Source organism: Anaerotruncus massiliensis (ex Togo et al. 2026), assembly GCF_900199635.1.
Taxonomy (GTDB): Bacteria; Bacillota; Clostridia; order Oscillospirales; family Ruminococcaceae; genus Anaerotruncus; species Anaerotruncus massiliensis.
Genome location: NZ_LT962687.1, coordinates 1,877,347 through 1,901,075 on the forward strand (window position 1 = coordinate 1,877,347; position 23,729 = coordinate 1,901,075).

The 23,729-nt window shown below is 62.5% G+C and carries 19 protein-coding genes, 1 riboswitch and 1 other annotated feature; of the genes, 8 read left to right on the top strand and 11 right to left on the bottom strand.

Annotated elements, in window-relative coordinates; all coding sequences use genetic code 11:
* Window positions 1-3: 3 nt before the first annotated feature.
* Complete coding sequence (gene prfB, locus C1A13_RS09300) at window positions 4-1,128, bottom strand: peptide chain release factor 2 (protein WP_101551336.1); 1,125 nt, start codon at window positions 1,126-1,128, stop codon at window positions 4-6.
* Between the two features lie 214 nt (window positions 1,129-1,342).
* Here prfB and C1A13_RS09305 point away from each other — a divergent pair, with 214 nt between their 5' ends.
* From C1A13_RS09305 to ymfI, 6 genes are all read left to right on the top strand, one after another.
* The gene (locus tag C1A13_RS09305; RefSeq protein WP_146021712.1) at window positions 1,343-2,383 is read left to right on the top strand and encodes an RING finger protein; all 1,041 of its coding nucleotides are present in this window, start codon (window positions 1,343-1,345) and stop codon (window positions 2,381-2,383) included.
* A gap of 121 nt (window positions 2,384-2,504) precedes the next feature.
* On the top strand, window positions 2,505-2,915 hold the full coding sequence (locus C1A13_RS09310; RefSeq protein ID WP_101551340.1) for a PH domain-containing protein: 411 nt from the start codon (window positions 2,505-2,507) through the stop codon (window positions 2,913-2,915).
* Between the two features lie 63 nt (window positions 2,916-2,978).
* Window positions 2,979-3,220 (top strand) — a binding site (T-box leader).
* A gap of 51 nt (window positions 3,221-3,271) precedes the next feature.
* A complete protein-coding gene (gene pheS / locus C1A13_RS09315) occupies window positions 3,272-4,291 on the top strand; it encodes a phenylalanine--tRNA ligase subunit alpha (protein ID WP_101551342.1) in 1,020 nt (339 codons plus the stop codon).
* A 16-nt stretch (window positions 4,292-4,307) separates the two neighbouring features.
* On the top strand, window positions 4,308-6,689 hold the full coding sequence (gene pheT / locus C1A13_RS09320; RefSeq protein WP_101551344.1) for a phenylalanine--tRNA ligase subunit beta: 2,382 nt from the start codon (window positions 4,308-4,310) through the stop codon (window positions 6,687-6,689).
* A gap of 153 nt (window positions 6,690-6,842) precedes the next feature.
* Window positions 6,843-7,088 (top strand): IreB family regulatory phosphoprotein, encoded by a 246-nt coding sequence (locus tag C1A13_RS09325; protein WP_101551345.1) that lies wholly within the window; start codon window positions 6,843-6,845, stop codon window positions 7,086-7,088.
* A gap of 57 nt (window positions 7,089-7,145) precedes the next feature.
* Window positions 7,146-7,880 (top strand): elongation factor P 5-aminopentanone reductase, encoded by a 735-nt coding sequence (gene ymfI, locus C1A13_RS09330; RefSeq protein ID WP_101551347.1) that lies wholly within the window; start codon window positions 7,146-7,148, stop codon window positions 7,878-7,880.
* Between the two features lie 138 nt (window positions 7,881-8,018).
* On the opposite strand, the gene C1A13_RS09335 is transcribed toward ymfI, so the two are convergent.
* A complete protein-coding gene (locus C1A13_RS09335; RefSeq protein ID WP_101551349.1) occupies window positions 8,019-8,318 on the bottom strand; it encodes a DUF6809 family protein in 300 nt (99 codons plus the stop codon).
* 117 nt (window positions 8,319-8,435) lie between these two features.
* On the opposite strand from C1A13_RS09335, the gene C1A13_RS09340 reads away from it, so the two are divergent.
* Both C1A13_RS09340 and C1A13_RS09345 read left to right on the top strand, forming a co-directional pair.
* Window positions 8,436-8,657: a helix-turn-helix domain-containing protein gene (locus C1A13_RS09340; RefSeq protein WP_101551352.1), complete on the top strand. Its 222-nt coding sequence runs from the start codon at window positions 8,436-8,438 to the stop codon at window positions 8,655-8,657.
* A 23-nt stretch (window positions 8,658-8,680) separates the two neighbouring features.
* On the top strand, window positions 8,681-8,923 hold the full coding sequence (locus C1A13_RS09345) for a helix-turn-helix domain-containing protein (protein ID WP_158595532.1): 243 nt from the start codon (window positions 8,681-8,683) through the stop codon (window positions 8,921-8,923).
* 58 nt (window positions 8,924-8,981) lie between these two features.
* On the opposite strand, the gene C1A13_RS09350 is transcribed toward C1A13_RS09345, so the two are convergent.
* From C1A13_RS09350 to C1A13_RS09390, 9 genes are all read right to left on the bottom strand, one after another.
* Entirely contained in the window at window positions 8,982-9,287 is a 306-nt protein-coding gene (locus tag C1A13_RS09350) for a hypothetical protein (RefSeq protein WP_121585971.1), read from the bottom strand.
* 528 nt (window positions 9,288-9,815) lie between these two features.
* Window positions 9,816-12,197, bottom strand: coding sequence for an endonuclease MutS2 (locus C1A13_RS09355; RefSeq protein ID WP_101551358.1), 2,382 nt, complete (start codon window positions 12,195-12,197; stop codon window positions 9,816-9,818).
* Window positions 12,190-12,954: a DNA repair protein RecO gene (gene recO, locus C1A13_RS09360; protein WP_172439234.1), complete on the bottom strand. Its 765-nt coding sequence runs from the start codon at window positions 12,952-12,954 to the stop codon at window positions 12,190-12,192. The genes C1A13_RS09355 and recO overlap by 8 nt, the downstream gene beginning before the upstream one ends.
* A gap of 346 nt (window positions 12,955-13,300) precedes the next feature.
* Complete coding sequence (locus tag C1A13_RS09365; RefSeq protein WP_101551362.1) at window positions 13,301-18,349, bottom strand: hypothetical protein; 5,049 nt, start codon at window positions 18,347-18,349, stop codon at window positions 13,301-13,303.
* Window positions 18,350-18,507: 158 nt separating this feature from the next.
* Window positions 18,508-18,589: riboswitch (cyclic di-GMP riboswitch) on the bottom strand.
* Window positions 18,590-18,750: 161 nt separating this feature from the next.
* Entirely contained in the window at window positions 18,751-20,391 is a 1,641-nt protein-coding gene (locus tag C1A13_RS09370) for a Na/Pi cotransporter family protein (protein ID WP_101551364.1), read from the bottom strand.
* Between the two features lie 340 nt (window positions 20,392-20,731).
* Window positions 20,732-21,637, bottom strand: coding sequence for a GTPase Era (era, locus tag C1A13_RS09375; protein WP_172439235.1), 906 nt, complete (start codon window positions 21,635-21,637; stop codon window positions 20,732-20,734).
* An 80-nt stretch (window positions 21,638-21,717) separates the two neighbouring features.
* Window positions 21,718-22,197: a diacylglycerol kinase family protein gene (locus C1A13_RS09380; RefSeq protein ID WP_101551368.1), complete on the bottom strand. Its 480-nt coding sequence runs from the start codon at window positions 22,195-22,197 to the stop codon at window positions 21,718-21,720.
* Window positions 22,187-22,699: an rRNA maturation RNase YbeY gene (ybeY, locus tag C1A13_RS09385; protein WP_101551370.1), complete on the bottom strand. Its 513-nt coding sequence runs from the start codon at window positions 22,697-22,699 to the stop codon at window positions 22,187-22,189. Before ybeY ends, C1A13_RS09380 begins: the two co-directional genes overlap by 11 nt.
* On the bottom strand, window positions 22,696-23,664 hold the full coding sequence (locus C1A13_RS09390) for a PhoH family protein (RefSeq protein ID WP_101551372.1): 969 nt from the start codon (window positions 23,662-23,664) through the stop codon (window positions 22,696-22,698). Before C1A13_RS09390 ends, ybeY begins: the two co-directional genes overlap by 4 nt.
* Window positions 23,665-23,729: the final 65 nt, after the last annotated feature.

Below are 23,729 nucleotides of genomic sequence, written 5' to 3' on the forward strand. Positions count from 1 at the left end.
TTCTCAGTCCACCTGTCCGAGCGTCCCCAGGCTCGCGGCCTTGAGGTACGCGTTGATAAACCCGTCGATGTCGCCGTCCATCACGGCGTTGATGTTGCCCATTTCAAAGCCGGTGCGGTGATCCTTGGCGAGGGTGTAGGGCATGAAGACGTAGGAGCGGATCTGGCTGCCCCAGGCGATCTGCATCTGCTCCCCCTTGATCTCGTTGATGTTGGCCAGATGCTCCCGCTCCTTGATCTCGACGAGCTTGGCGGTGAGCATCTTCATGCACATGTCGCGGTTCTGGAACTGGCTGCGCTCGTTCTGGCAGGAGACGACAATCCCGGTCGGGATGTGGATGAGGCGGACCGCCGAGGAGGTCTTGTTGATGTGCTGGCCGCCCGCGCCGGAGGAGCGGAAGACTTCCATCTTGATGTCCTCGGGGTCGATCTCGACGGTGTTGTCGTCGGGCAGCTCGGGCAGCACCTCCACCGAGGCGAAGGAGGTGTGCCGGCGGCCGGACGCGTCGAAGGGCGAGATGCGCACCAGCCGGTGCACGCCCGCCTCCGAGCGCATGAAGCCGTAGGCGTTCTCCCCCTCGATCATGATCGACGCGCTCTTGAGGCCCGCCTCGTCGCCGTCGAGATAGTCGAGGATCTTATAGGTATAGCCGTGGCGCTCGGCCCAGCGGGTGTACATGCGGTAGAGCATCTGGGCCCAGTCCTGCGCCTCGGTGCCGCCCGCGCCCGCATGAAAGGTCATGATCGCGTTGTTCACGTCGTATTCGCCCGTCAGCAGGGTGGAGAGCTTCTGGGTCTCGAGGTCCTGCTCAAACCTCTCGGCGTCCGCGAGCGCCTCCTCGTAGACCGATTCGTCCTCCTCCTCGTCCGCGAGCTCGATGAGGGTGAGGGTGTCCCCGTAGAGGGCGTCGAGCCTGTCCCAGCCCTCGATCTTTCCCTTGACGCGGGCGGTTTCCACCTGGTTCTTCTGCGAGCGTTCCACATCGTTCCAGAAGCCCGGCGCGGTCGTCTGCTCCTCCAGTTCGGCGAGCTTGCGCTTGAGGCCCTCGTATCCGATCGCCTGGGCGAGATCGTCCAGTTCCTCACGGCGGCCCTCCAGCCGCAGGCGCAGCTCCTCAAATTGCAGCATATCGGCAACTCCATTCCACTAGCATTTGTCATTCTCAGAAATAATATTATAGTATTTTTTCCCGGGAAAGTAAAGCGGTTCCGGCGCAAAACCCCGTGGAAAAGCCGTTCGCACGAAAAGTTCACAATTACGCTCTTGAATTTTCAGGGGATTGTCTGTATCATGGGTATTCAGAAAGCACTATTTATGGATTTATGATTCAGGGGTTGATTTTTTGGCGAACTATACGGGCGTAAAGTGCCCCGTCTGCAACAAACGCTTTACGGAGGACGACGACATCGTCGTGTGCCCGGTCTGCGGCGCGCCCCACCATCGGACGTGCTACCAGCAGCTCGGGCACTGCGCGCTGAACGACCTGCATATTAAGGGACATGCCTGGGAGCCGCCGCACGAGCAGCAGACCCCCGGGCAGGCCCCCGGCGGCGCCGCGGGCGGGACCGCCTGCCCGGCGTGCGGCGCCGGCAATCCCTCCACCGGCCTTTTCTGCCAGGTGTGCGGCGCGCCGCTGCACCGCGGCGCCCAGGGCCAGCCCCAGCCCCAGCAGGGGCAGCCCTTCTCCCCCTTCGGCGGACAGCCCTATGCCGCCGCGCCGCCCGCGCAGAATCCCTACAGCGCAGCCTTCGGCGGGCTCAACCCCTCGGAGGAGATCGACGGGGTGTCGGCGCGGGACCTCGCGCTCTATGTCGGGGAGAACTCCGGCTACTTCCTCCCCCGCTTTAAACAGATTTCCCAGGGGAAGCCCGTTTCTTTCAACTTCTGCGCGCTTTTCTTCAACTTTTTCTACTTTTTCTACCGCAAGATGTATTCGGTGGGGCTCATCCTGCTGGGCATCACCCTGCTCGCGCAGATCCCCACCCTCTTCGTCATGCCCGAGGCGGTCCATTTCGCCCTCGACCACATGAACGACATCTACGCCGGGGCGAGCATGTTTGAGTTCATCAGCGAGTTCCAGCCCACCCAGCACCTGTGGGCCTACGCCGCGATGGAGTACATGCGCTATTTCCTGCTCGCCGTGGGCGTTGTCTTCTCCCTCTTCGCCAACCGCTTCTACCTGCGGCACGCGGTCAAAAAGGTCACCCGCGTCCGTGAGGGAATGCTCGCGGCGCAGGGCACGCTCGACGACCGCCGCTACACCGAGACGATCGCCCGCGCGGGGCGCACCAACCGCGCCATCGTCGTCATCGCCGCCGTGGGCTGCGTGGTGGCCTATTTCGCCGTCTATATCCTGATGGTGATGGCGATCATGGTCTCCTGAACCGATCGACCCGAGGGGGGGCGGCAAAGCCGCTCCCCCTTTTTGCCCTTCTTGCGTTTTTCGCGGCGGGGTGTTATGATGGACCCATCGGGCGCGCTGCGCGAAAGAAAGGAGCCCTGTCATGGCCGCTGAACGAATCTCCGAACCCGCCGTGGTCTGGAAGGACCGCAAACGCATCTGCGGACTGCCGATCACCTTTACGAAATATTCGATGTCGGAGGACCGGCTCTTTCTCGAGACGGGACTTTTGAACACCCGGCAGGAGGAGGTCATCCTCTACCGTGTGCGGGACATCAGCCTCACCATCAGCCTGTGGCAGCGGATCTTCCGGGTCGGGTCGGTGCTGGTGCAGTCGTCGGACAAGTCGCTGCCCAGGCTGCTGCTCAAGAACATCCGCGAGCCCCGCGGGGTCAAGGAACTCATCCACAAGCAGGTGGAGGAGATGAAGCTCGCCCGCCGCCTGCGGGTCGGCGAAATCCTCGACAACGACGAGTGCGGCTGTGAGGACGGCGGGGACGGGATGCTCCTCTGAGGAGAAAAATCTCAAAAAGCCCTTGCAAATCCGGAGCAATCATGCTAAGATGATGGTTAATCGAATAACGCTGAGATCGGGAGAGTAGCGCATCCGCGCCGCAACAGAGAGGTCCGCCGCCGGCTGAAAACGGACCGCGGGAAGCGTCTGCGTGAAGTTCACCCGTGAGCGGCGCCGCTCAACCCCCCCCGGGGCGGTAGGCGGCGACGGTTCGCCCCGTTAAAAAGCGCAGAAGTGTCCAATACTCTTTGTATTGGGAATTTGGGTGGTACCACGGACTGGCGTCACGGCCGTTCGTCCCTTTGCGGACGGACGGCCTTTTTATTTTGCAGTATCACAGGGAAGGATGAAATACAATGTTAAACGCGCTGCAACAGATCAGACAGCAGGCGGCCGATGCGCTGGCGCAGGCCGGCGACCTCAAGGCGCTCGACGACCTGCGGGTCAAATACCTCGGCAAGAAGGGGGAGCTCACCGTCATCCTCAAGCAGATGGGCAAGCTCTCGGCCGAGGAGCGCCCGAAGGTCGGGCAGCTCGCCAACGAGGTGCGTTCGGGCATCGAGGCGCTCGTCGAGGAGCGCACCGCCGCGGTCAAGGCGGCCCTGCTCGACCAGAAGCTCGCGCTCGAAAAGCTCGACGTGACGATGCCCGGCAGGGCCGCGCCGCTCGGCAAGCTCCACCCGCTGACCAAGGTGCTCGAAGAGGTCAAGGAGATCTTCCTCGGCATGGGCTTCTCGGTGGCCGAAGGCCCGGAGGTCGAGACCGACTACTACAACTTCGAGGCGCTCAACATTCCGAAGGACCACCCGGCGCGCGACACGCAGGACACCTTCTACATCAGCGACAACGTCCTGCTGCGCACCCAGACCTCCCCGGTGCAGGTGCGCACGATGGAAAAGCAGAAGCCCCCCATCCGCGTCATCGCGCCCGGACGGGTCTACCGCTCCGACGCGGTGGACGCGACCCACTCCCCCCTCTTCCACCAGATCGAGGGGCTCGTGGTCGACCGCGGCGTTACGATGGCCGACCTCAAGGGCACGCTGGAGATGTTCGCAAAGCGGCTCTACGGCGAGGAGGCGGTCGTGCGCTTCCGCCCCCACCACTTCCCCTTCACGGAGCCGTCCGCGGAGATGGATTTCCAGTGCTTCGCCTGCCACGGCGAGGGCTGCCGCCTCTGCAAGGGCGAGGGCTGGATCGAGATCCTCGGCTGCGGCATGGTGCATCCCAAAGTGCTCTCCATCTGCAACATCGACCCCGAGGAATACAGCGGCTTCGCGTTCGGCATGGGGCTTGAGCGGATCGTCATGCGCCGCTACGGCATCGACGACCTGCGCCTCTTCTACGAGAACGACCTGCGGTTCCTCAACCAATTCTAAGGGAGGGTAACTTATCATGAATCTGTCCATGAAATGGCTGGCCGACTATGTCGACGTCGGCAATATCACGCCCCACGAGTTTTCCGAAGCGATGACCATGTCCGGTTCCAAGGTCGAGGGCTGGGAGCGCGAGGGCGCGGAGATCAAAAACGTCGTGGTCGGCCGGGTCGACGAGATCGTCCGCCACCCCGACAGCGACCACATGTTTGTCACGCAGGTGGACGTGGGCGCGGGAGCCCCCGTGCAGATCGTCACCGGCGCGCAGAACGTCCGGCAGGGCGACTACGTGCCCACCGCCCTGCACGACTCCTGGCTGCCGGGCGGTGTCCACATTAAAAAGGGCAAGCTGCGCGGCGTCGAGTCCTGCGGGATGCTCTGCTCCCTTTCCGAGCTGGGCCTCACAACCCACGACTTCCCCTACGCGGTCGAGGACGGCATCTTCATCCTGGAGGAACCGGACATAAAGCCGGGGCAGGACATCCAGTCGGCGATCGGGCTCGACGACGTGTGCGTCGAATTCGAGATCACCTCCAACCGCCCCGACTGCCTCTCGGTCACCGGGCTCGCGCGCGAGGCGGCCGTCACCTTCGGAAAGCCTCTCGACCTCAAGGCGCCCGCGGTCAAAGCGACCGTCGACGACATCAAAAACCACCTCTCGATCGAGGTGCTCGCCCCCGCCCTCTGCCCCCGCTACACGGCGCGGATGGTCAAGAACATCAAGATCGCTCCCTCCCCCCGCTGGATGCGGGAGCGGCTGCGCGCCTCGGGCGTGCGCCCCATCAACAACATCGTCGACATCACCAACTACGTCATGCTCGAATACGGCCAGCCGATGCACGCGTTCGACTACAAGTATGTCGAGGGCGGCAAGATCGTCGTCCGCAACGCCAAGCCGGGCGAGACGATCATGACCCTCGACGGGGTCGACCGCGTCCTCTCCCCCGAGATGCTCGTCATCGCGGACGCGAAGAAGCCCTCCGCCGTCGCGGGCGTCATGGGCGGCGAATACAGCGGCATCATGGACGACACCAACATGATCGTCTTCGAGTCGGCCTGCTTCAACGGCCCGTCGGTGCGCACCACCGCCAAAAAGCTCGGCATGCGCACCGAGGCGTCCGGCCGCTTTGAAAAGCAGCTCGACCCCGCCACCACCATCCCGGCGGTCGAACGCGCCTGCGAGCTCGTCGAGCTGCTCGGCGCGGGCGAGGTCGTCGGCGGCATGATCGACGTGGACAATTCCGACCACGCCGAGCGCCGCATCAAGCTGGAGCCCGACTGGATCAACAGCTTCCTCGGCATCAAGGTGCCGGTCGAGGAGATGCACCGCATCCTCACCCGCCTCGAATGCAGGATCGACGGCGAATTCGTCATCCCGCCCACCTTCCGCGCCGACCTCGCGCACAAGGCCGACCTCGCTGAGGAGGTCGCGCGGTTCTACGGCTACGACAAGATCCCCGTCACCGCCATCCGCGGCACCGCCAACGGCCGCTACACCCCCATCCAGAAGTTCGAGCAGCTTCTCGGCCGCACCCTGCTCGCACAGGGGCTTTACGAGGTCGCGACCTACTCCTTCATCAGCCCCAAATACTACGACAAGATCGGGCTTCCGGCGGACAGCGATTACCGTAAATGCGTCGTCATCCAGAACCCGCTCGGCGAGGACACCAGCGTCATGCGCACCACGACCGTCCCCTCGATGCTCGAGGTGCTCTCCCGCAACTACAACAACCGCAACAAAGCCGCCGCCCTCTATGAGATCGGCAACGTCTACCTCCCCGTCGAGGGCCGCGAGCTGCCCGACGAGCGCGCCTGCGTCACGATCGGCGCCTACGGCGAGGGACACGACTTCTTCACCCTCAAGGGCGTCGTCGAAACGCTGCTCTCCGCGGCGGGCGTCGAGGGCGCGGAATATGCCGCCGTCTCCGACGATCCCACCTACCATCCCGGCCGCTGCGCCGTAATCACCGTGAACGGCCAAAAGCTCGGCATGATCGGCGAGGTGCACCCGGCAATCTGTCAGAATTACCAGATCGGCGCGCGCGCCTATGTCGCCTGCCTCGACGAGGCGGTGCTGTTTGAAAACGTCGCGCCCGAGCGCGGCTACAAGCCGCTGCCCCGCTTCCCCGCCGCGACCCGCGACCTCGCGCTCATCTGCGACGACGAGCTGCCCGTCGCCGCGCTCGAAAAGGCGATCCGCGAGGCGGTCGGCAAGGTGCTCGAGGAGGTCAGCCTCTTCGACGTCTACCGCGGCGAGCAGGTCGCCGAGGGCAAAAAGAGCGTCGCCTATTCCCTCACGATGCGCGCCGACGACCGCACCCTCACCGACGAGGAGGCCGACGCCGCCATCAAGCGGGTGCTCAAATCGCTCGCAAACCTCGGCGTCGAAATCCGCAGCTGAATCCAAGCATCAAAAAAGCCCCGGTTTTACCGGGGCTTTTTCAGCGGTATATTTGCGCGGGCAAAGTCATACAATATGAGAAATATACAGTTTACGCCTTGCCATAAGGCGAAAATTGTTGTAAAATGGTCAGTAAGAGGGAGGGGTGATGTCATGCACGAGCCGACGATATCCTTTTCGATCCATGAGGATAAGGAACAGCAGATGAAGGAAATCCTGACGGAGGTCTATGACGCGCTCCGCCAGAAGGGCTATAACCCGATCAACCAGATTGTGGGATACATCCTGTCGGAGGACCCGACTTATATCACGACCCACAACAACGCCCGCAGCCTCATCCGGAAAATCGACCGCGACGAGCTGCTCCAGATGCTGGTCAAAAGCTACCTGAACGATTAGAACATTACGGACGCCCCCGCCCGCAGGACGGGGGCGTTGACATCCCGTGGAGGCTTTATGAAGACCGTCCTGATTACCGGCGCGTCCCGCGGCATCGGCCGGGCGTGCGCCCTCGCCTTTGCGCGGGAGGGCTATGCCGTCGCGGCCTGCTGGCACAAAAACGAGGCCGCGGCCCGCTCGCTTTTGGACGAGCTCTCCGCCCTCGGCTGCGACGCGGAGCTCTACCGCGCCGACGTCGCCGACCCCGCCGCCGTCGAGGCGATGGCTGCCGCCGCCGAAAAACGCTTCGGCCACATCGACGCGCTGGTCAACAACGCGGGCATCGCCCAGCAGAAGCTCTTTACCGACCTCACCGCCGCCGACTGGGACCGGATGCTTTCCGTCAACGCGGGCGGCGTGTTCCATACCTGCCGCTGCGTCCTGCCCGGCATGCTCCGCCGCCACAGCGGCCGCATCGTCAACATCTCCTCCATCTGGGGGATCTCCGGCGCGTCCTGCGAGGTGCACTACTCCGCCTCCAAGGCCGCCGTCATCGGCTTCACCCGGGCGCTCGCGCAGGAGGTCGGCCCCTCGGGCGTCACCGTCAACTGCGTCGCCCCCGGCGTCATCGACACCGAGATGAACGCCAATCTCTCCCCCGAGACCCTCGCCGCGCTGTGCGGTGAAACGCCCCTCTGCCGCATCGGCTCCCCCGAGGAGGTCGCGGACGCCGTCGTCTTTTTATGCGGCGGGAAAGCACGGTTCATTACGGGACAAGTGCTAAAGGTCGACGGCGGCTTTCTGGGCGGCTGATCCGGGGGACTTTCGAGAAAGTCCCCCGGACTGGGGGGACCTTTTGGGAAAATGTCCCCCAACCCCCCCGAAAACACATCAGGCCGGCCTCCCCGCCCCACCGCGCACGCGGCCCGTGCCCAAAGCTGTAGCGCGCGTTCAACCGGAAGCCGCATCCCGCGCTGAAACCGCGCGCGCGTTCAGCTCCCCCGTCAGCCGCGCGCACAGCCGGAACCCTTCCGCGAACGCGGTTTCGCAGTGGATACACTCCATTTCGTACTGCGCGTCGATCAGCGATTTCAGCCAGACAACCTGCTTCTGTGTCAGCCTGCTCCGGATTTTGCGGGCGCACCGGCCATATCGCGCCTTAACCTCCTCAAAGCCCGGCTGATGCGCCGCCAGGCCCGCATAATAATCCAGTCCGTTCCTGTAAAGCTGACGTAAATAATCTTCCGCCACCGTTTTTCGCCTCCCAGCATAATATGTGATAGAATGTTTTGATACGACCTTTTTGGTCGCCTCTCTGCCTTTAGTATACACGACTAATAAAGTCGTGTCAAGGGGGTTATCGCTCTTATGAATCATTTTGGCAGTCGTCTCCGGGCGCTACGCCTCAAAAAGCAAACGCCTCAAAAGACGTTGGCCGATCTGCTTGGCATCACCGTGCGGCAGTACCAGCGTTACGAAAGCGGAGAGCAGGAACCGCATATCAATGGGTTAGTCGCTATTGCCGATTATTTCGGCGTATCGATAGATTATCTTGTCGGGCGGACCGACAAACCGGAAACAAACCGTTAAAACAACAAAGGAGGGCACTTCACGTGTTTGACCAGGACACATTCGGGGACCGATTGAAATTTCTGCGCAGCCGGGAGGACAAATCGCCTGAAGAGATCGCGGAACTGCTCAACCTGTCGACCGAGCAGCTTCACAAGCTGGAAAACGGCAGTCTGAACGCCTCGTTGGATTTCCTTGTGAAGCTGGCGGGCTACTTCCAGGTATCGACGGATTACCTGCTGGGACTGACGGACATCCCGCACCTTGAGCAGGGGGCATCCGACTGAGCGCCAATCGATAAAAAAAGCCGCCGTCCCGGAGGGGACGGCGGCTTTTCAGCATCATTCAGGCTTTTTTCTCGCCGAGCTGGCGCTCAAGCCAGATGGAGGCGATGTTCATCGCGTCGAAGAGGTTGTTCTTTTCGGTCTTTTTCACGACGCGGTCGCGGGGGCGGAGCTCCTCGTCGGTGGACCAGATTTGGACGGAGACCTTGGTCGGGAGGGTTTCGCCGTCAAAATCGGCCTCGCTGAGGATTTGGAGCATGGCGACGTATTTGTCGCCCATATCGCCGTAATAGATGGTATTCCCGCTGCGAACGAGCGGGCGGCCCTTGTAGGTCAGGGAACCGGGCTTGGTAATTTTCTTTTCCACAGTCATCACTCGCAATCTATCTTCATGAAATTTCGTACCAAGATAAATCATAACATAAATTTGCCAGGCTGTAAAGCGCGGCGCGCTTTTCCGACGGCTTTCGACACGGGTCGGGCGCGCGCCGTGGCAGAGCGGCCGGCCTGATAAAGCTTTGAGGGGGCCGGGGGACTTTCCCGAAAGCGCGTCCCCGCGCCCCGGGCACGGGTCGGGCGCGCGGCGTGGCAGGGCGGCCGGCCTGATAAAGCTTTGTGGGGGCTGGGGGACTTTCCCGAAAGCGCGTCCCCGCGCACCGGGCACGGGGCGGGCTCGCGCCGCGGCAGGGCGGCAGGCCCGATAAAGCTTTGAGGGGGCCGGGGGACTTTCCCGAAAGCGCGTCCCGCCTTCGTCACGGGTCGAGCGCGCGCCGTGGCAGGGCGGCCGGCCTGATAAAGCTTTGAGGGGTCCGGGGGACTTTCTCGAAAGTCCCCCGGAAAGCTTTTCGCCAAGGCCTTTTCCGGAAAAGGCCGTAACAATGACGCGTACCTCCCGCTACTTCAGCTCGGCGATCGTAACCCCCGCTTCCCCTTCCCCGTACGTCCCCAGGCGGAAGGTTTTGACGTTGCGGTGCTTGCGCAGGCGCTGCTGGACGGCGGCGCGCAGGGCGCCGGTGCCCTTGCCGTGGATGATCGTGACGGTGGGCACGCCCGAGAGGACGCACGAGTCGATGAACCGCTCGAGCTCGACGAGGGCCTCATCGGAGGTCATGCCGCGCAGGTCGAGCTCGGTTTTGACGTCGCGGGTGGCCTTGGAGGAAACGCCGCGCGACGAAACGCCGGCATTATTGACCGTGACGCGCTTGTTGGACATGTCGACAAGTCGCACCTCCGACTGGTGGACGCGCGTCTTGATGATGCCCGCCTGCACGTTGAGGTACCCCTGCCCGTCGGGGGCGGAGAGGACGGTGCCCTCCTTCCCGAGCTCGAGAAGGCGCACGGTGTCGCCGCGCTTGATCGGGCGGTCGGGCACGTAATTTTCCACGTTCTTGCGGGTGACGGGGTCCGCGAGGTCCTGCAACTTCCGCAGGTTTGCCTTGAAGGCAACCTTCGCCGCGGCGGCGCGCTCGGAGAAGTCGGCGCTGTCCTTTTGGCGGCGCAGCTCGTCGAGCTCGTCGATCAGCTTTTCCGCCTGCGCGCTCACCTGCTCGACGATGCCGCGCGCCTGCACGCGGGCGCGCTCGAGCTCGCGCTCGCGCTCCCGCTCGGCGGTGCGGCGCAGCTCGTCCGCCTCGGCGGAGGTGCGCTGCGCCTCGACCCGCTGGCTCGCCGCCAGCGCGCGCTCCTTTTCGAGCTCCTGCCGGGTGCCCTCGAGCTGGGCGACCACGTCCTCGAAGCGCGCGTTCTCGCCCGACAGGTGGGTGCGCGCGTTCTCAATGACGCCGGAGGGCAGTCCGAGGCGTTCGCTGATCGCGAAGGCGTTCGACCGCCCCGGCACGCCGGTCAGCAGGCGGTAGGTGGGCCGCAGGGTCGCCACGTCGAACTCACAGCAGGCGTTTTCGACGCCGTCGGTGTTGAGGGCGTACATCTTGATCTCGGCGTAGTGGGTGGTGGCGACCACCCGGGCGCGCTGGGCGCGCAGCTGCTCGATGATCGCGACGGCGAGCGCCGCGCCCTCGACCGGGTCGGTGCCCGCGCCGAGCTCGTCAAGCAGGACGAGGGAATCGCCGTCCGCCTCGTCGAGGATGCGGATGATGTTGGTCATGTGCGCCGAGAAGGTGGAGAGGCTCTGCTCGATCGACTGCTCGTCGCCGATGTCGACGAGCAGCTTTTTGAAGACGGGCACCGTGCTGCCGTCCGCGACGGGCAGCATGAGGCCGCACTGGGCCATCGCGGTGAGCAGGCCCAGGGTCTTGATCGCGACCGTCTTGCCGCCCGTGTTGGGGCCGGTGACGACGAGCGTGTCGAACGTCTCCCCGAGCGAAAGGTCGATCGGAACGACCTTGTGCTTGTCGAGCAGCGGGTGGCGGGCCTTTTTGAGCCGCACCACGCCGGTGTCGTTGATGGCGGGCACGCTCGCGTGCATCTCGTCGGCGAGGCGGCTCTTGGCAAAGTAGAGGTCGAGCTCGACGACCGCCTCATAGCTGCCCCGGATGCTGGCGGCGCAGCCGCCCACCTGCGCGGAGAGCTCGTAGAGGATGCGGTCGATCTCCGCCTGTTCCCTGCCCTGCAAAAGCCGGATCTCGTTGTTGGCCTCGACGACCCCCATCGGCTCGATGAAGACCGTCGCGCCCGACGAGGAGGTGTCGTGCACGAGGCCCTTGATCTCATTGCGGTATTCCAGCTTGACGGGCACGACGAAGCGGCCGTCCCGCTGGGTGATGATGTTGTCCTGCAAAAATTTCTGGTAGGTCGCCGAGCGCACCATCTTATCGAGGACCTCGCGCGCCTTGGCGCCCGCCTGGCGGATTTTACGGCGGATGTCGGCGAGCTCGTGGCTCGCGTTGTCGGCGATCTCCTCCTCGCTGATAATCGTGTCCGCGATGTGCTTTTGCAGGTCGGGCAGCGCGACCACCGAATCGAGCAGGTAGGAGAGGCTCGTCTGCCCGCCTTCGAGTTGGTGCCGCCACCGTTCGATCGTCTCGAAGGCGCGCAGCACCTTCCCCACGTCGAGCAGCTCGCGCGGCGAGAGCCGCGCGCCGATCTCACTGCGCTTGAGCGCGGCGGCGGGGTTTTCCACCGCGCCGACCGACGGCGTGGAGTAGCGGTTGGTCAGCGTGTTCGCGTCGACCGTGTACTGCATGAGCTCGCGCACGTCCCGCAGGTCGCGCGCGGGCTCGATGGCCAGCGCCATCGACTTCGCGTCCTCGCAGGAGCAGAGCTGCGCCAGCCGCGCGAGGATCTTATCCAGTTCAATTGCCTTACAGTATTTATCCATTGACTGATCCCTTCATTGTCCGGTAAAAATCGAGCGTGTCAAACCGCCGTTCCAGCTGTGTGACCGTATAACATTCGCAGACCTCCTCCAGCCGGGCGAGCGCCGGTCCGGGGAGGCTGAAGGAGAAGAGCTTCTCCGCCTCGGAATAGAGGATGTGGCGCATGGCGGCGAGCACCCCCCTGCCGAGCGGCAGGCGCACCTGGTCCGCCGGGAAGGAACGGACGCACTCCCCGCAGGCGAGCTGCGCCGACTGGGGCAGGAAGAACATCTCCTCCGCCTCATAGCAGCCGCAGCCCGCGCAGGCGACGAGGTTTGGCATGAAGCCCGCCATCGTGAGCAGCCGGAGCTCGTAGACCGGCTTTAGAAACCCGCAGGCGCGTTTGCCCGTGTCGAGCAGGTAGAGGGTGTTGAGCAGCAGGCGCAGATAGCCGTCCGCGTTTTCCTCACGGGGGGCGACCTGCGCGGTCAGCTCGCAGAAGTAGGAGGCGAGGGAGAGCTTTTCCACGTCGCCGCGCACGCCCATGAAGACGGTGTCGAGGTCGGCCTTGTCGACGCTGTACCGCTCCCGGTTGGAGAACAGCACAAAGCACGAGTAGCTGAGCAGCTCGGCGGGAACGCGCAGCGTCCCGCGTGGCTTCTTAGCTCCCCGTGCGTATGCGGATATGATGCCGCGTTCCCTCGTCAGGAGGGTGAGCACGCAGTCAAACTCGTCAATCGCGCGCTCCCGCAGCACGATCCCGTCGGTCGTGATATGCACCGGTATCTCCCGTCACAGCGGCGCCCGAAGCAGTCCCGGTTGCGGACTGCTGCCGGACGTCTACATATTTGAGGTAGTCCTCAATCTTTCCCGAATGTAAAAACGCGTCATAGGCCGACATCTCGCCCGGATTCATCAGCACCGCCCCCATCTTTTCCTGATGGTTCTATTTTTTCCGGCGGCGGCACCCTTATCAGAGGGAAAGTCTATCACATTTTCCAGTAATTTAGACTTGACAGCCAAAAACGCGTTTTATCAGAAAAAGCATAGCATACATCCCCCGCCCCGTCAAGCCGGGACGGGGAAGGAAAGGGGCGCATCCGGAGGGATGCGCCCCTTAGGGTGCTTATTCCTGTTCGCGCCGCTTATAGAGCCAGACGCCGGTGGTGATGCCGCCCACGGCCACCGCCGCGATGAGCGCCGCCAGCGCGATCGTCACGCCGCTCAGGCGCCTGTGCGCCGCCGCGGGCGCGGATGCCTGCGCGGGCGCCGCTTCGGCCGGCACCGCCGGCTCGACCGCCTTCTCGGCGGGCTCCAGCGAGATCCTGTCCGGGGTCTCCGGCACCGCGGGAAGCTCCGCCGTGAGGGTGACCGTCGGCACGGTGACGCCCGGCAGATAGTAGCCGCCGCCCGTCACCGGGTTGCTGCCCGGCTTGGCCTCGGGGATTTCCAACACGGTCGCGTCGTAATCCGCAAAGAGGTCGAACAGGTCGTCAAAGGTATAGTAGACCTTGTTGTCGGGGATCGAAGGCATGTTCTTGCCGTAGATCGCCAGTTCCCTGCCCTTGTAGCTGATGACAAGGGTCACGTCGCGGCCTTCGAGCGCGCGCAGCACGCTGCCGGGCACGTTGAGCGCCTTGGAGGCGTTCGCTTTGATGACGTCGCCGCCGTCCGCGCGCTCGATCGATTTCTGGACCTTCGCCCAGAAGTCGTAGTTATCGAGCGAGGCGCTCCCGCCGCCGGAACCGCCGCCCGAGGAAGAATGTCCGGAGGAGGGCTTGCTGTTGGTGAAGGTCACGACAAACGGGCTGAAATGGGTGACCGTCACGTCGACATACTGGTTGCCCTCTTCGTCCTTCTGAATCTCCAGGTAGAAGGTTTCGCTGCCGCCGGAGTATTCATGGACGATCTTGGCATACCGATCCGTAACGCTCTTCGGGATGGGGAGCTTGAAGGTGACCGGCTGTCCGCTCAGCGAATCGATGGCGCCCTTCGCCTTGACATCATCTCCAGCTTTAATGAGCCAGACGGGCTGCACCTCGAACTTGATCTCGGTGACCACCGCGGTCGTGGTTCCGTCGTCGTTGGTAACCTCCTGCACGGCGATATCGTGGATCTCCGTCTCGAGGGAAACATGGATTTCGGTGGTATTATTGGCAAGCGCCGCCTCGGTCGCCTCCGCGGGCAGGTTCCCCTTCACCGCTTCGGCCAGGTTCTTCGGCGGTTCGGTTGCCGCCGGGTTGCTGTCGGCGGCCAGTTCGCCCTTCGCCTCGTTAAACGCCTGCTTTTCAGCATCCGTCGCGTCCGCCGGGACGGTCGCCTTGACCTCCGGAACGCTCGGCGCGGGCGCCACTGTGAAGGCGATGTCGTAGCTCATCCGCAGCGCGTCCACCTGTTTATTCAGGTCGGGATTCTTCGCAAGATAGGCCGCCAGCTTGCCGGCATCGAGCTTATCCAGCATGGCGCTGGCCTCGCCGATCGCCGTCTTGAAAGCCGCGCCCTTGTCACTCAAGATGATCGCCTTGATGTCGTCCTCGGTGACGTCGGCCAAAGTCGTGGTGGAGCCGTCACCCAGCGCCGCTTTCAGGGCGTCGTTGCCGGCCTTGATCGCCGCCGCGACCACCTCGGCGATCTCCTCGTCGGTATTGATGAATTCGGGAACGACTGGCCATTGAGCCGCATCCTCGATGATGCCGGTTTTGTCGCGGTAAACATAGAAGACCTGTTTTGCGGTGCCAAGTTCATTTTTGGTCAGGATTTCACCGCCGGGGCCTTTCAGGTTCGCCAGATGGATGGTGAACTTGGAGAAATCCTCAAATTTGCCGTTTTGGTTGGTCGGGTCTTGCAGACAGATCAGACCCGCATACCCGGGATTCGTCGTATCTGTCTCGTTGTATGTGGTATTGTTCATGTTGAAAGTGGCGCGGGGGCTTGCACCGTCTGCATTCGGATAGTTGCTCAGTCGGAACGCGTTGCCGGAATAGGCAAAGGTGTTTCCGCTGACGTCATAGCTGCCGCCGTCCGCCACCTTATAGATGTTGATCGAGTTATGGGTGCAGTCGCCCTTCGCGAAGGTGTTGTTGGCGATCTTGCTTCCGCTGGCGAGCGGAATGGACTGGCTGCACTCGATGCCGTTATAGACCTTTCCGCCATTGGCGTCAAAGGTGTTTCCGGTGATCGTGACGACGCCCGACGCGGCAATATTGATGTAATCGTAATAAATGCCGTCCTGGCCGTCCGCTGTTTTCGCATCTACCCCTCTGATGGTATTGCCGGTAAAGGTGAACGTTCCGTCGCAGGTGACCTTGATCAGGTGGTTCGCACCATTTTTCCCTTCCTTAGGAACGATTCCGGCACCCGTAAACACGGTATTTTTGATGGTTACGCCGCCGGCGCTGACCACCATCGTACCGGTAAATTCCTTGCCGTTGCCGTCGATGGTGACCGCCCGATCCACAGTGACGGGATCTTCTTTAACGTCTGCCAGAAGCGTGATTGTGTCGCCGCTTACGGCGTCAGTGATCGCCGCGGCAAGGCTCGGATAAACAGTGCTTCCAATCTGCGCGATCGAAGCGCCGGGGGACACCTTGTAACTGCCGTCGCCCTGCTGTTCGCACACATAGCCTGCGGCAACATACTTGGTCACGTCGCTGTTAAAAGTGCCGCCTGTAATAGATGGATTGCCAGTATTTGTTCCGGCGTCCAGAGCCTTACCATTTCCGCCGATAAAAGTACCGCCCGAAATATAAGCGGTTGCCTTTGCGTTGATGCCGCCGTCGCCGCCGGTATTGTCGTTTCCGACCAGAATCGCCACCTTGCTGGCAGACTTAAACGTACCGCCATAAACATGGGCCTCCACCTCGCCGACCTCACCGGCAATATAAATCGCGTAATACGCGCATGCATCGTTGCCTTCCGTATCCTTAACCGTCGTGAAGGTACCCTTTTTCACCTCGGCATAGCCGCTACTGATGGAAAGCGCCCCCTGCACGCCCTGTACAGTACCGTTGTTAAAGTATAGTTCGCCACGGCTATTTAAAGCGTAAGACCAGTGCTGCTTTCCTCCAGCATCCACCACATGGGTGCAGGAAGTGGTAATAAAGGAGCCGTTATTGACCGTTACCTTGCCCTCGTTATAGAGCGCACTAGTGGCGCCGTTGAAAGTGCCGCCGTTAATGATCGCGGTACTGCCCTGGCGGTTCATCAGGCTTGCGCCGTCTGCATAAACATTGCCGGTATAGGTACCATTTTCAATAGTGATCGTGCCGTAGTTGTCGATCGCTCCCCGGCCGCTTAAAGAGGCGGAACTGTCGATCGTTCCGTTTCCGGTGATCGTCAGTGTGCCCCTGTTGATAAGCGGACGGCCTGCAAAAGAACTGCCCACGTCGATGGTCTTCCCTGCCAGATCCAGCGTGATGCTGAGGCCTTCGGGAATCGTTACGATATCGTCCGCCGTTTCCGCGGTATAACCGGAAAGCAGCTTGATCACGTCACCGTTCTTTGCCGCTTTGACCGCCGCGTCAAGGCTCGGATAGTCGACGCCGCTAACCTCCGCGACCAGCTTGTCAGTGAGCTGATTGTCCTCCACGGCGCTCGGCGTAATCGTCGCCGTAATACCGCTCATATCGGTGATCTCGGCCCCGCCGTTCGTGCCAGCCCTGAGCGTTTTTACCGTGCCGCCGGAAACCGTGACATCCGACTGAGCGAATGTTCCCGTTACGCTGGCATCGCCCGATTCGCCGCCGGCATACATATTTTTAACCGTTCCGCCGGTCACGTTCAGCTTGATGGCGTCCATGCCGCCGCGGTTGACGCCCTGTAAAACCTTGATATTGGCGCTGCCCGAAACGTTCACGGTCCCGCTTCCGGTATAGCCGTTGGAACCGCCCGCGGTGACATAGGCTCCCGACATATCGCCGCCAGAGATGTTCAGCGTCGCCGTACCGGTACTGCTGATCCCTTCGCCGCCGCCGAATACGAGCAAATAATCGTTACCACCTTCAATGGTAACCACCGCTTCATCGACCCGGCAGGGGGAGTCCTTGGCATCACCGCTATACCATGCGTTTGTATAGGAACAGTCGTCGCTGCAGCCATTTGTCATTGAGGATGCGCCGCCGCCCGCGACCTGTCCGGGGACCGCCCCGCCTGAGATCGTAATCGTCGCTTTGGTGACGTGACTCTTATGCAAGCCTCCTCCAAACAGGGAGTTGAGCCGTCCGCCGATCATTATGATACTGGTCGTGCACGAGGTATCGCTATTGTGGTATCCGCCGAACACGTTGGTATTTGCCGGGACATCCTTTTCGCCGCCGTCCCAAGTAATCTTCGCGCCCATTCCGTCAGCGCCGGTCTCCGTGATGGTGATCGGCGTCCCGTTCGCAAAGAAGAAGGGAGCCTTCTTTGTACCAAATTCCTCATAGTATTCCGGCCCGCCGCTGGCGTTATCCAAATCAAGCGTGTTCACCTGTCCGAGCATGGCGATGAAACCGGCAAAGTCAACCAGTTTTCCGGTCAGCTCCTCCGGGATCTCCGCTTTTTCCTCGTCGGTCAGCGCGTTGTACGCCTCCTGCGCGGCGGCGTAATTCTCCTTGGCTTCCTCCAGGTACGCCGAATACGCCTCATTATAGGCATCGTTGTATCCCTCGTCGTCCTCGGGAAGATCGACCGCTGGCTCATAGTTGGCGACTGTGTCGGTATCCGGGAGCGCCTCGATCATATCGATGACCGCCTGGACCGCCTCCGAGGGCTTCTCTTCGGGCTCCGTGTAGAGCGGGCAGCCCTCCTTATGTACCTCGCCCTCGGTGGCGCCGCAGGTGCATTCCTCGGAGCTTATGTCCTCGGAGCTTGCATCCTTGGAGCTCGCGTCCTTGGAGCTCGCGTCCTTGGAACTTGCGTCCTCGGAGCTCGAACCCTCGGAGCTCGAACCCTCGGAGCTTACATCCTCGGAACTCGGGCCCTTGGAGCCTTCATCCTCGGAGCTCGCGCCTGTGGAGCTCTCGTCCACGGACGGCTCTTCTTCCGTCTTCACAGGACTGATCGTATCGGATACATCCGATACGCCGTCACCGGTGACGGGCTGGTCGTCGTTCGCAAGGCTGACAACGCCGCTCATCGTGAGGATGAGCATGGCCGCAAGCAACATCGTCAGCAAGCGAATCCAGTTCTTTTTCATGATATGCCCTCCTAGAAAAATATCTTTGTCCGAATCGGATCTGTCCGGAATTTCTTTGGGCCGCGGCCGGGGGAGACGGTGTGACCGTTTTTTTCTCCCTATAAAAGAATACGACCGCCTCGACGGCAGTCGTACAGAAAGCCCCCCTAGGGAGGCTGTGCGGCAACCGGCTGTCATACCCTACGGTTTAGACCCATGGCTTTGCGTCACTATCTTTCAATAGTTTTGCCAAATATTCATTTTTTGTTACCCATACTATAACATATAGTATGACCTTTGTATAGTTATTTTTTTGAAATTTGGTGGAAATACTTGCAAATTGCCTCCTTTTTTGTGGTTTAAAACATAAAAAACCGGCTTTCCGCGCGCATGCGCGGAAAGCCGGACGGATGGAGCGCCTCTCAGCGCGGAAAACCGGCCGAGGCGAGCTCCTGCCCAATGTTGAGGATGTGGTCGCCGATCCGCTCGAAATCGGTCAGCATCTCGGAATAGAGGATGCACGCCTCGTCCGAGCAGACTCCCTCGTGCATCCGCCAAATCTGGTTCTGCCGGAACGCGAGGGTCATGTCGTCCATCTTCTGCTCAAAGGCGGAAATTTCGGACAGGCGTTCGACGGAAACGCCGTCCAGCTCTTGGAGCAGGCCGATGGCGCGCAGGCTCACCTCTTTCATCTGTGCGATCTCGCCCCGCGCCTGCTCGGAAAAGGAAATCCGCTTTTCCTCCAGCAGCTTCGTGTACTCGCAGATGTTGACGGCGTGGTCACCGATCCGCTCGAGGTTGCCGCTGATCTTGAAAAAGGCGCTGATCGTCATCGAGTCCCGCTCGTTTGCCTCGTAAACGATGATGCGCGAGATGTACTTTGATATTTCCTTATTGAGGTAGTCGATGTATTCCTCGGTGCGTTCGACCTCCGCCAACCGGCGGGAATCGCCGTCCAGCACGGCGAGGAAGCTCTGCTCCACGTTGCCGCGGGCCATGTCGGCCATCCGTCCGAGCTCCCGCCAGACGCCGTTGATCGCAATGGCGGAGTTGCCCATCTGGTATTCCGGCGACGCCTCCACCGGCTTGATATAGAGCAGCTTTTGCAGCGCGGCGTCCTCCGAGACGTGCTCGGGCAGGATGCGCACCGCGAGCTTCGCGAGCCAGGTGCCCAGCGGGAGCAGGAGCAGGGTGGTCGCAACGTTGAAGAGGGTGTGCATATTGGCGATCTGGGCCGCCGGGCTGCCGGGGGTCAGCGCCTCGATAAACTGCGTGAGCGGGAACGTCATGCAGACCACGGTGAAGATGCTCGTCCCGATCAGGTTGAAGAGCAGGTGGATGACGGTGGTGCGCTTCGCGTTGCGCCCGGTGCCGATCGAGGCCAGCACCGCGGTGATGCAGGTGCCGATGTTCTGGCCGAAGAGGACGTAAACCGCGCTCGGCAGGCCGATGAGCCCGCTGTCCGCCAGCGCCTGGAGGATCCCCACCGACGCTGAGGAGGATTGGATGACGGCGGTGAAAAGCGCCCCGGCCAGGATCCCCAGCAGCGGGTTGCCAAAGCGGGTCATGAGGCTGACGAACGCCTCCGAATCCCGCAGCGGCATCATGGAGGAGCTCATCATCTCCATCCCGATGAAGAGGATGCCCAGCCCCGCGACGATCTGCCCGTAGTGGTGAAAGACCGCCCGCTTCATGAACACGACCAGCGTCACGCCGCAGAAGGCGAAGAGCGGGGCCAGCGCGCCCACGTCGAGCGCGATGAGCTGGCCGGTGATGGTGGTGCCGACGTTCGCCCCCATGATGATCCATACGGCCTGCCGCAGGGTCATCATGCCCGAATTGACAAAGCCCACGACCATGACGGTGGTCGCGGAGGAGGACTGGATCACCGCCGTGATGCCCGCGCCGACCGCGACCCCCAGCAGGCGGTTGCTCGTCAGCCGCTCCAAAATCCGCTTCATGCGGTTGCCCGCCGCCGCCTCGAGCCCCGAGCTCATCATCTGCATCCCGTATAAAAACAGCGCCAGGCCTCCCAGAAGCCCCAGGATATCCGCCACCTTCACGCGCGGCACGCTCCTTCTCTCTTTACTTCCTTCCCGAATCCGCCGGCAGGGCGGGGATGAAACATTCCAAAGGCATGGCGCGCGTCCGGCGCCGGACGCGGGTCATGCCTCTTTAGTCCCGGTATCCGGGCGGATGCTCCGGACGGCGCAGCTGCTTCCATGCGGAACGTCCCCCCCTTTTCACCGCGATTCGCAACCCATTATAAAAGATCGCGCCGGGGAGCACAAGGGTTCCGCCGCAAATTTTACGCAGATTTTACACGGCGGCGAAAGAGGCCCCGCGGGGACGGTTGTCCGTCCCCGCGGGGCCTCCTGTTCGTTTTTCAAACCGACGCGCGGCTCAGTTGTAGCCGAGCGACCGGATGACGTTCTCCCGGTTGCGCCAGTCCTCGCGCACCTTGACCCAGCATTTGAGGTTGACCCGGCAGCCGAGGAACCGTTCGATGTCCTGCCGCGCCTGGGTGGCGATCCGCTTGAGCATCTCGCCGCCCTTGCCGATGATCATCCCCTTGTGGCTCTCCCGCTCGCAGTAGATCTGCGCCTCGATGTCGACGAGGTCCTGCCCCTCCCGCTCCTTCATCGATTCCACCGACACGGCGGTGCCGTGCGGGATCTCGTCGCGCAGGTTGCGCAGGAGCTTTTCCCGCACGATCTCGGCCACGATCACCCGTTCGGGCTGGTCGGTCAGCGTGTCCGCGTCGAAGAAGAAGGGGGAGGGCGCGGCAAACGCCTCGAGCTCCCCGAGCACCGCGTCCACCCCGTCACGGGTGAGCGCGGAGATCGGCACGACGGCGGAAAACTCGTACTCCTTTGTAAAGGCGAGGATGCGGGGCATCAGCTTCTCCTTGTTGGCGAGGGTGTCGATCTTGTTGACGACGAGGACCGCGGGAATCCGCTGCGCCCGGAAGGAGGCGATGAGGTCTCGCTCGGCGGGGGCGATCTCCCCCTGCGGCTCGACGACGAGCAGGGCGACGTCCACGTCCGCGACGCTGTCGCTGACCTGCTTCACCATGTATTCCGACAGCCGCGTGCGGGGCTTGTGGAGCCCCGGCGTGTCAATGAAGACAAACTGGGTCTCCCCCCTCGTCAGCACGCCGGTGATGCGGGTGCGGGTGGTCTGGGGCTTGTCCGAGACGATCGCCACCTTCTCCCCGATCAGGGCGTTGAGCAGGCTCGATTTTCCCACGTTGGGGCGTCCGACGATGGCGACGAACGCCGATTTGGTGCTGTATTCCGGTTCGGTCAAAATGCTTCTCCTCCCCGCCCCTGTGGGGCGCGTCCAGTTTTTCCGCCCTTTACGGCGCGGCGCAAAAATGCGCCGGCGGTCTACGCCGGCGTCTGTTTCTCCCCGCCGAACCCGAACACAAACCAGGCCGCGAGGGCAAGATAGATCACGAGCAGCACCTTCGGCTGCCAGTGCGCGAGCAGCGCGCGCCAGAGCGCGAGCAGCCCCTCCGGGCGCCAGAGCACGGCGAACCCGACCCCGACGCTCGCGAGCGCCATGACGAGCACCGCGCCGGCCGAAACGTCCTTGGCGAGCTTCGCGAGCGGATGCCTGCCGGGGCTGGCGAGGTCGACGGCCGCCTCGACGGCGGTGTTGAGCATCTCGGCGGCGAGCACGCCGCCGGCCGCGAGGGACAGCAGCCCGAAGCCCGCGGCCTCCACGCGCAGCGCCCCGGCCAGCCAGAACACGAAGAGCGCGGCGGCCAGGTGGATGCGGAAGTTGCGCTCGTGCAAAACGCAGTGGCGCACGCCGCAGCCCGCCCAGCGAAAGCTGCGGGCGAGGGCGGCGAGCTTAGATTTCATCTTCGGTCAGCACATAGCTGCCGTCCCGCTGCAATCCGAGGCTCGAGAGCACGCTCTCCTCCTTCTCGCGCATCCGCACCATCTCGAGCCCGCCCGACTCGTGGTCGTAGCCGAGCAGGTGGAGCATCGAATGCACGGTCAGAAAGCCGATCTCCCGCTGGAGGGAGTGGCCGTAGATACGGGCCTGTTCGACGGCCTTTTCGATCGAGATGACGATATCGCCGAGCTGGAGCGCGCCCGTCTCGAGGTTGCGGTCATAGACGCCGTCCTGCCCGAGCGGGAAGGAGAGCACGTCGGTGGCCGTGTCCTTTTGGCGGAACTCGTTGTTGAGCTGGCGGATCTGTTCGTTGTTCACGAAGCTGACGCTGACCTCCGCGCTGTCGCCGAACTGCTCGGCGGCGAGCACCGCGTGGCAGCAGCGGCGGATGAGCAGCCGGATGCCGCTGGGGATCTTCACGTCCTTCTGGCGGTTGGTGATGAGCACCTTGATACTTTCGGTCATCTGTTGCGTTTACCCTCCTCGTAATACCGCTCGTACGCCTTGATGATCGCCTGTACCAGGCGGTGGCGCACGACGTCTTTCTCGGTGAAATGAAGGATGGCGATGTCATCCACGTTCTTCAGCACCTTGACCGCTTCCAGAAGGCCCGAACGCCTGGCGTCCGGCAGGTCGATCTGGGTCACGTCCCCGGTGATGATGGCTTTGGAATTGAACCCCAGTCGGGTGAGGAACATCTTCATCTGCTCGGGCGTGGTGTTCTGGGCCTCGTCGAGGATGATGAAGCTGTCGTCGAGGGTGCGCCCGCGCATGTAGGCGAGCGGGGCGACCTCGATGTTCTGGCGCTCGACATATTTCTGGTAGTTCTCGGCGCCGAGCATATCAAAAAGCGCGTCGTAAAGCGGACGCAGGTAGGGGTCGACCTTGTTCTGGAGGTCGCCCGGCAGAAAGCCGAGCTTCTCCCCCGCCTCGACGGCGGGGCGCGTCAGGATGATGCGGTTGATCTCGTGCGCGCGGAAGGCGCGCACCGCCATGGCCACGGCGAGGTAGGTCTTGCCGGTGCCGGCGGGGCCGACGCCGATGGTGATCGTGTTGTCGCGGATCGCCTCGACGTACCGCTTCTGCCCGAGGGTCTTGGCCTTGATCGGCTTGCCCGTCGTGGTGATGCACACCACGTCGTCCGCGAGCGCCGCGACCTTGTCCTCGCGCCCCTCGCTGACCATCGCCATGACATAGCGGATGTTCTGTTCGGTGAGCGACTCCCCCTTGTTGATGAGGGAGAGCAGCCCGGTGATGGCGCGTACCGCCAGGGAGACGCCCTCCTCGTCGCCGAACACCTTGATTTCGGTGCCGCGGCAGGTCACCGTGACGCTGTATTCCTGCTCGATGAGCCTGACGTTCTCATCGAAGCTCCCGAACAGCGCCAGCGCGTGCTCCATCCGGTCGATATTCACCAGTTGTTCGATCATTCGTTTTTTTCCATCCTTTTTCTATTGGAAATCCCCAAAATCATCCACGATTTAGTATAGCAAAT

Coding starts and splice junctions, on each gene's coding strand:
- pheT (WP_101551344.1), top strand. CDS start 4,308: ATGAATCTGTCCATGAAATGGCTGGCCGACTATGTCGACGTCGGCAAT.
- prfB (WP_101551336.1), bottom strand. CDS start 1,128: ATGCTGCAATTTGAGGAGCTGCGCCTGCGGCTGGAGGGCCGCCGTGAG.
- C1A13_RS09355 (WP_101551358.1), bottom strand. CDS start 12,197: ATGGATAAATACTGTAAGGCAATTGAACTGGATAAGATCCTCGCGCGG.
- ymfI (WP_101551347.1), top strand. CDS start 7,146: ATGAAGACCGTCCTGATTACCGGCGCGTCCCGCGGCATCGGCCGGGCG.
- ybeY (WP_101551370.1), bottom strand. CDS start 22,699: ATGACCGAAAGTATCAAGGTGCTCATCACCAACCGCCAGAAGGACGTG.
- C1A13_RS09390 (WP_101551372.1), bottom strand. CDS start 23,664: ATGATCGAACAACTGGTGAATATCGACCGGATGGAGCACGCGCTGGCG.
- C1A13_RS09365 (WP_101551362.1), bottom strand. CDS start 18,349: ATGAAAAAGAACTGGATTCGCTTGCTGACGATGTTGCTTGCGGCCATG.
- pheS (WP_101551342.1), top strand. CDS start 3,272: ATGTTAAACGCGCTGCAACAGATCAGACAGCAGGCGGCCGATGCGCTG.
- C1A13_RS09310 (WP_101551340.1), top strand. CDS start 2,505: ATGGCCGCTGAACGAATCTCCGAACCCGCCGTGGTCTGGAAGGACCGC.
- C1A13_RS09325 (WP_101551345.1), top strand. CDS start 6,843: ATGCACGAGCCGACGATATCCTTTTCGATCCATGAGGATAAGGAACAG.
- C1A13_RS09380 (WP_101551368.1), bottom strand. CDS start 22,197: ATGAAATCTAAGCTCGCCGCCCTCGCCCGCAGCTTTCGCTGGGCGGGC.
- C1A13_RS09340 (WP_101551352.1), top strand. CDS start 8,436: ATGAATCATTTTGGCAGTCGTCTCCGGGCGCTACGCCTCAAAAAGCAA.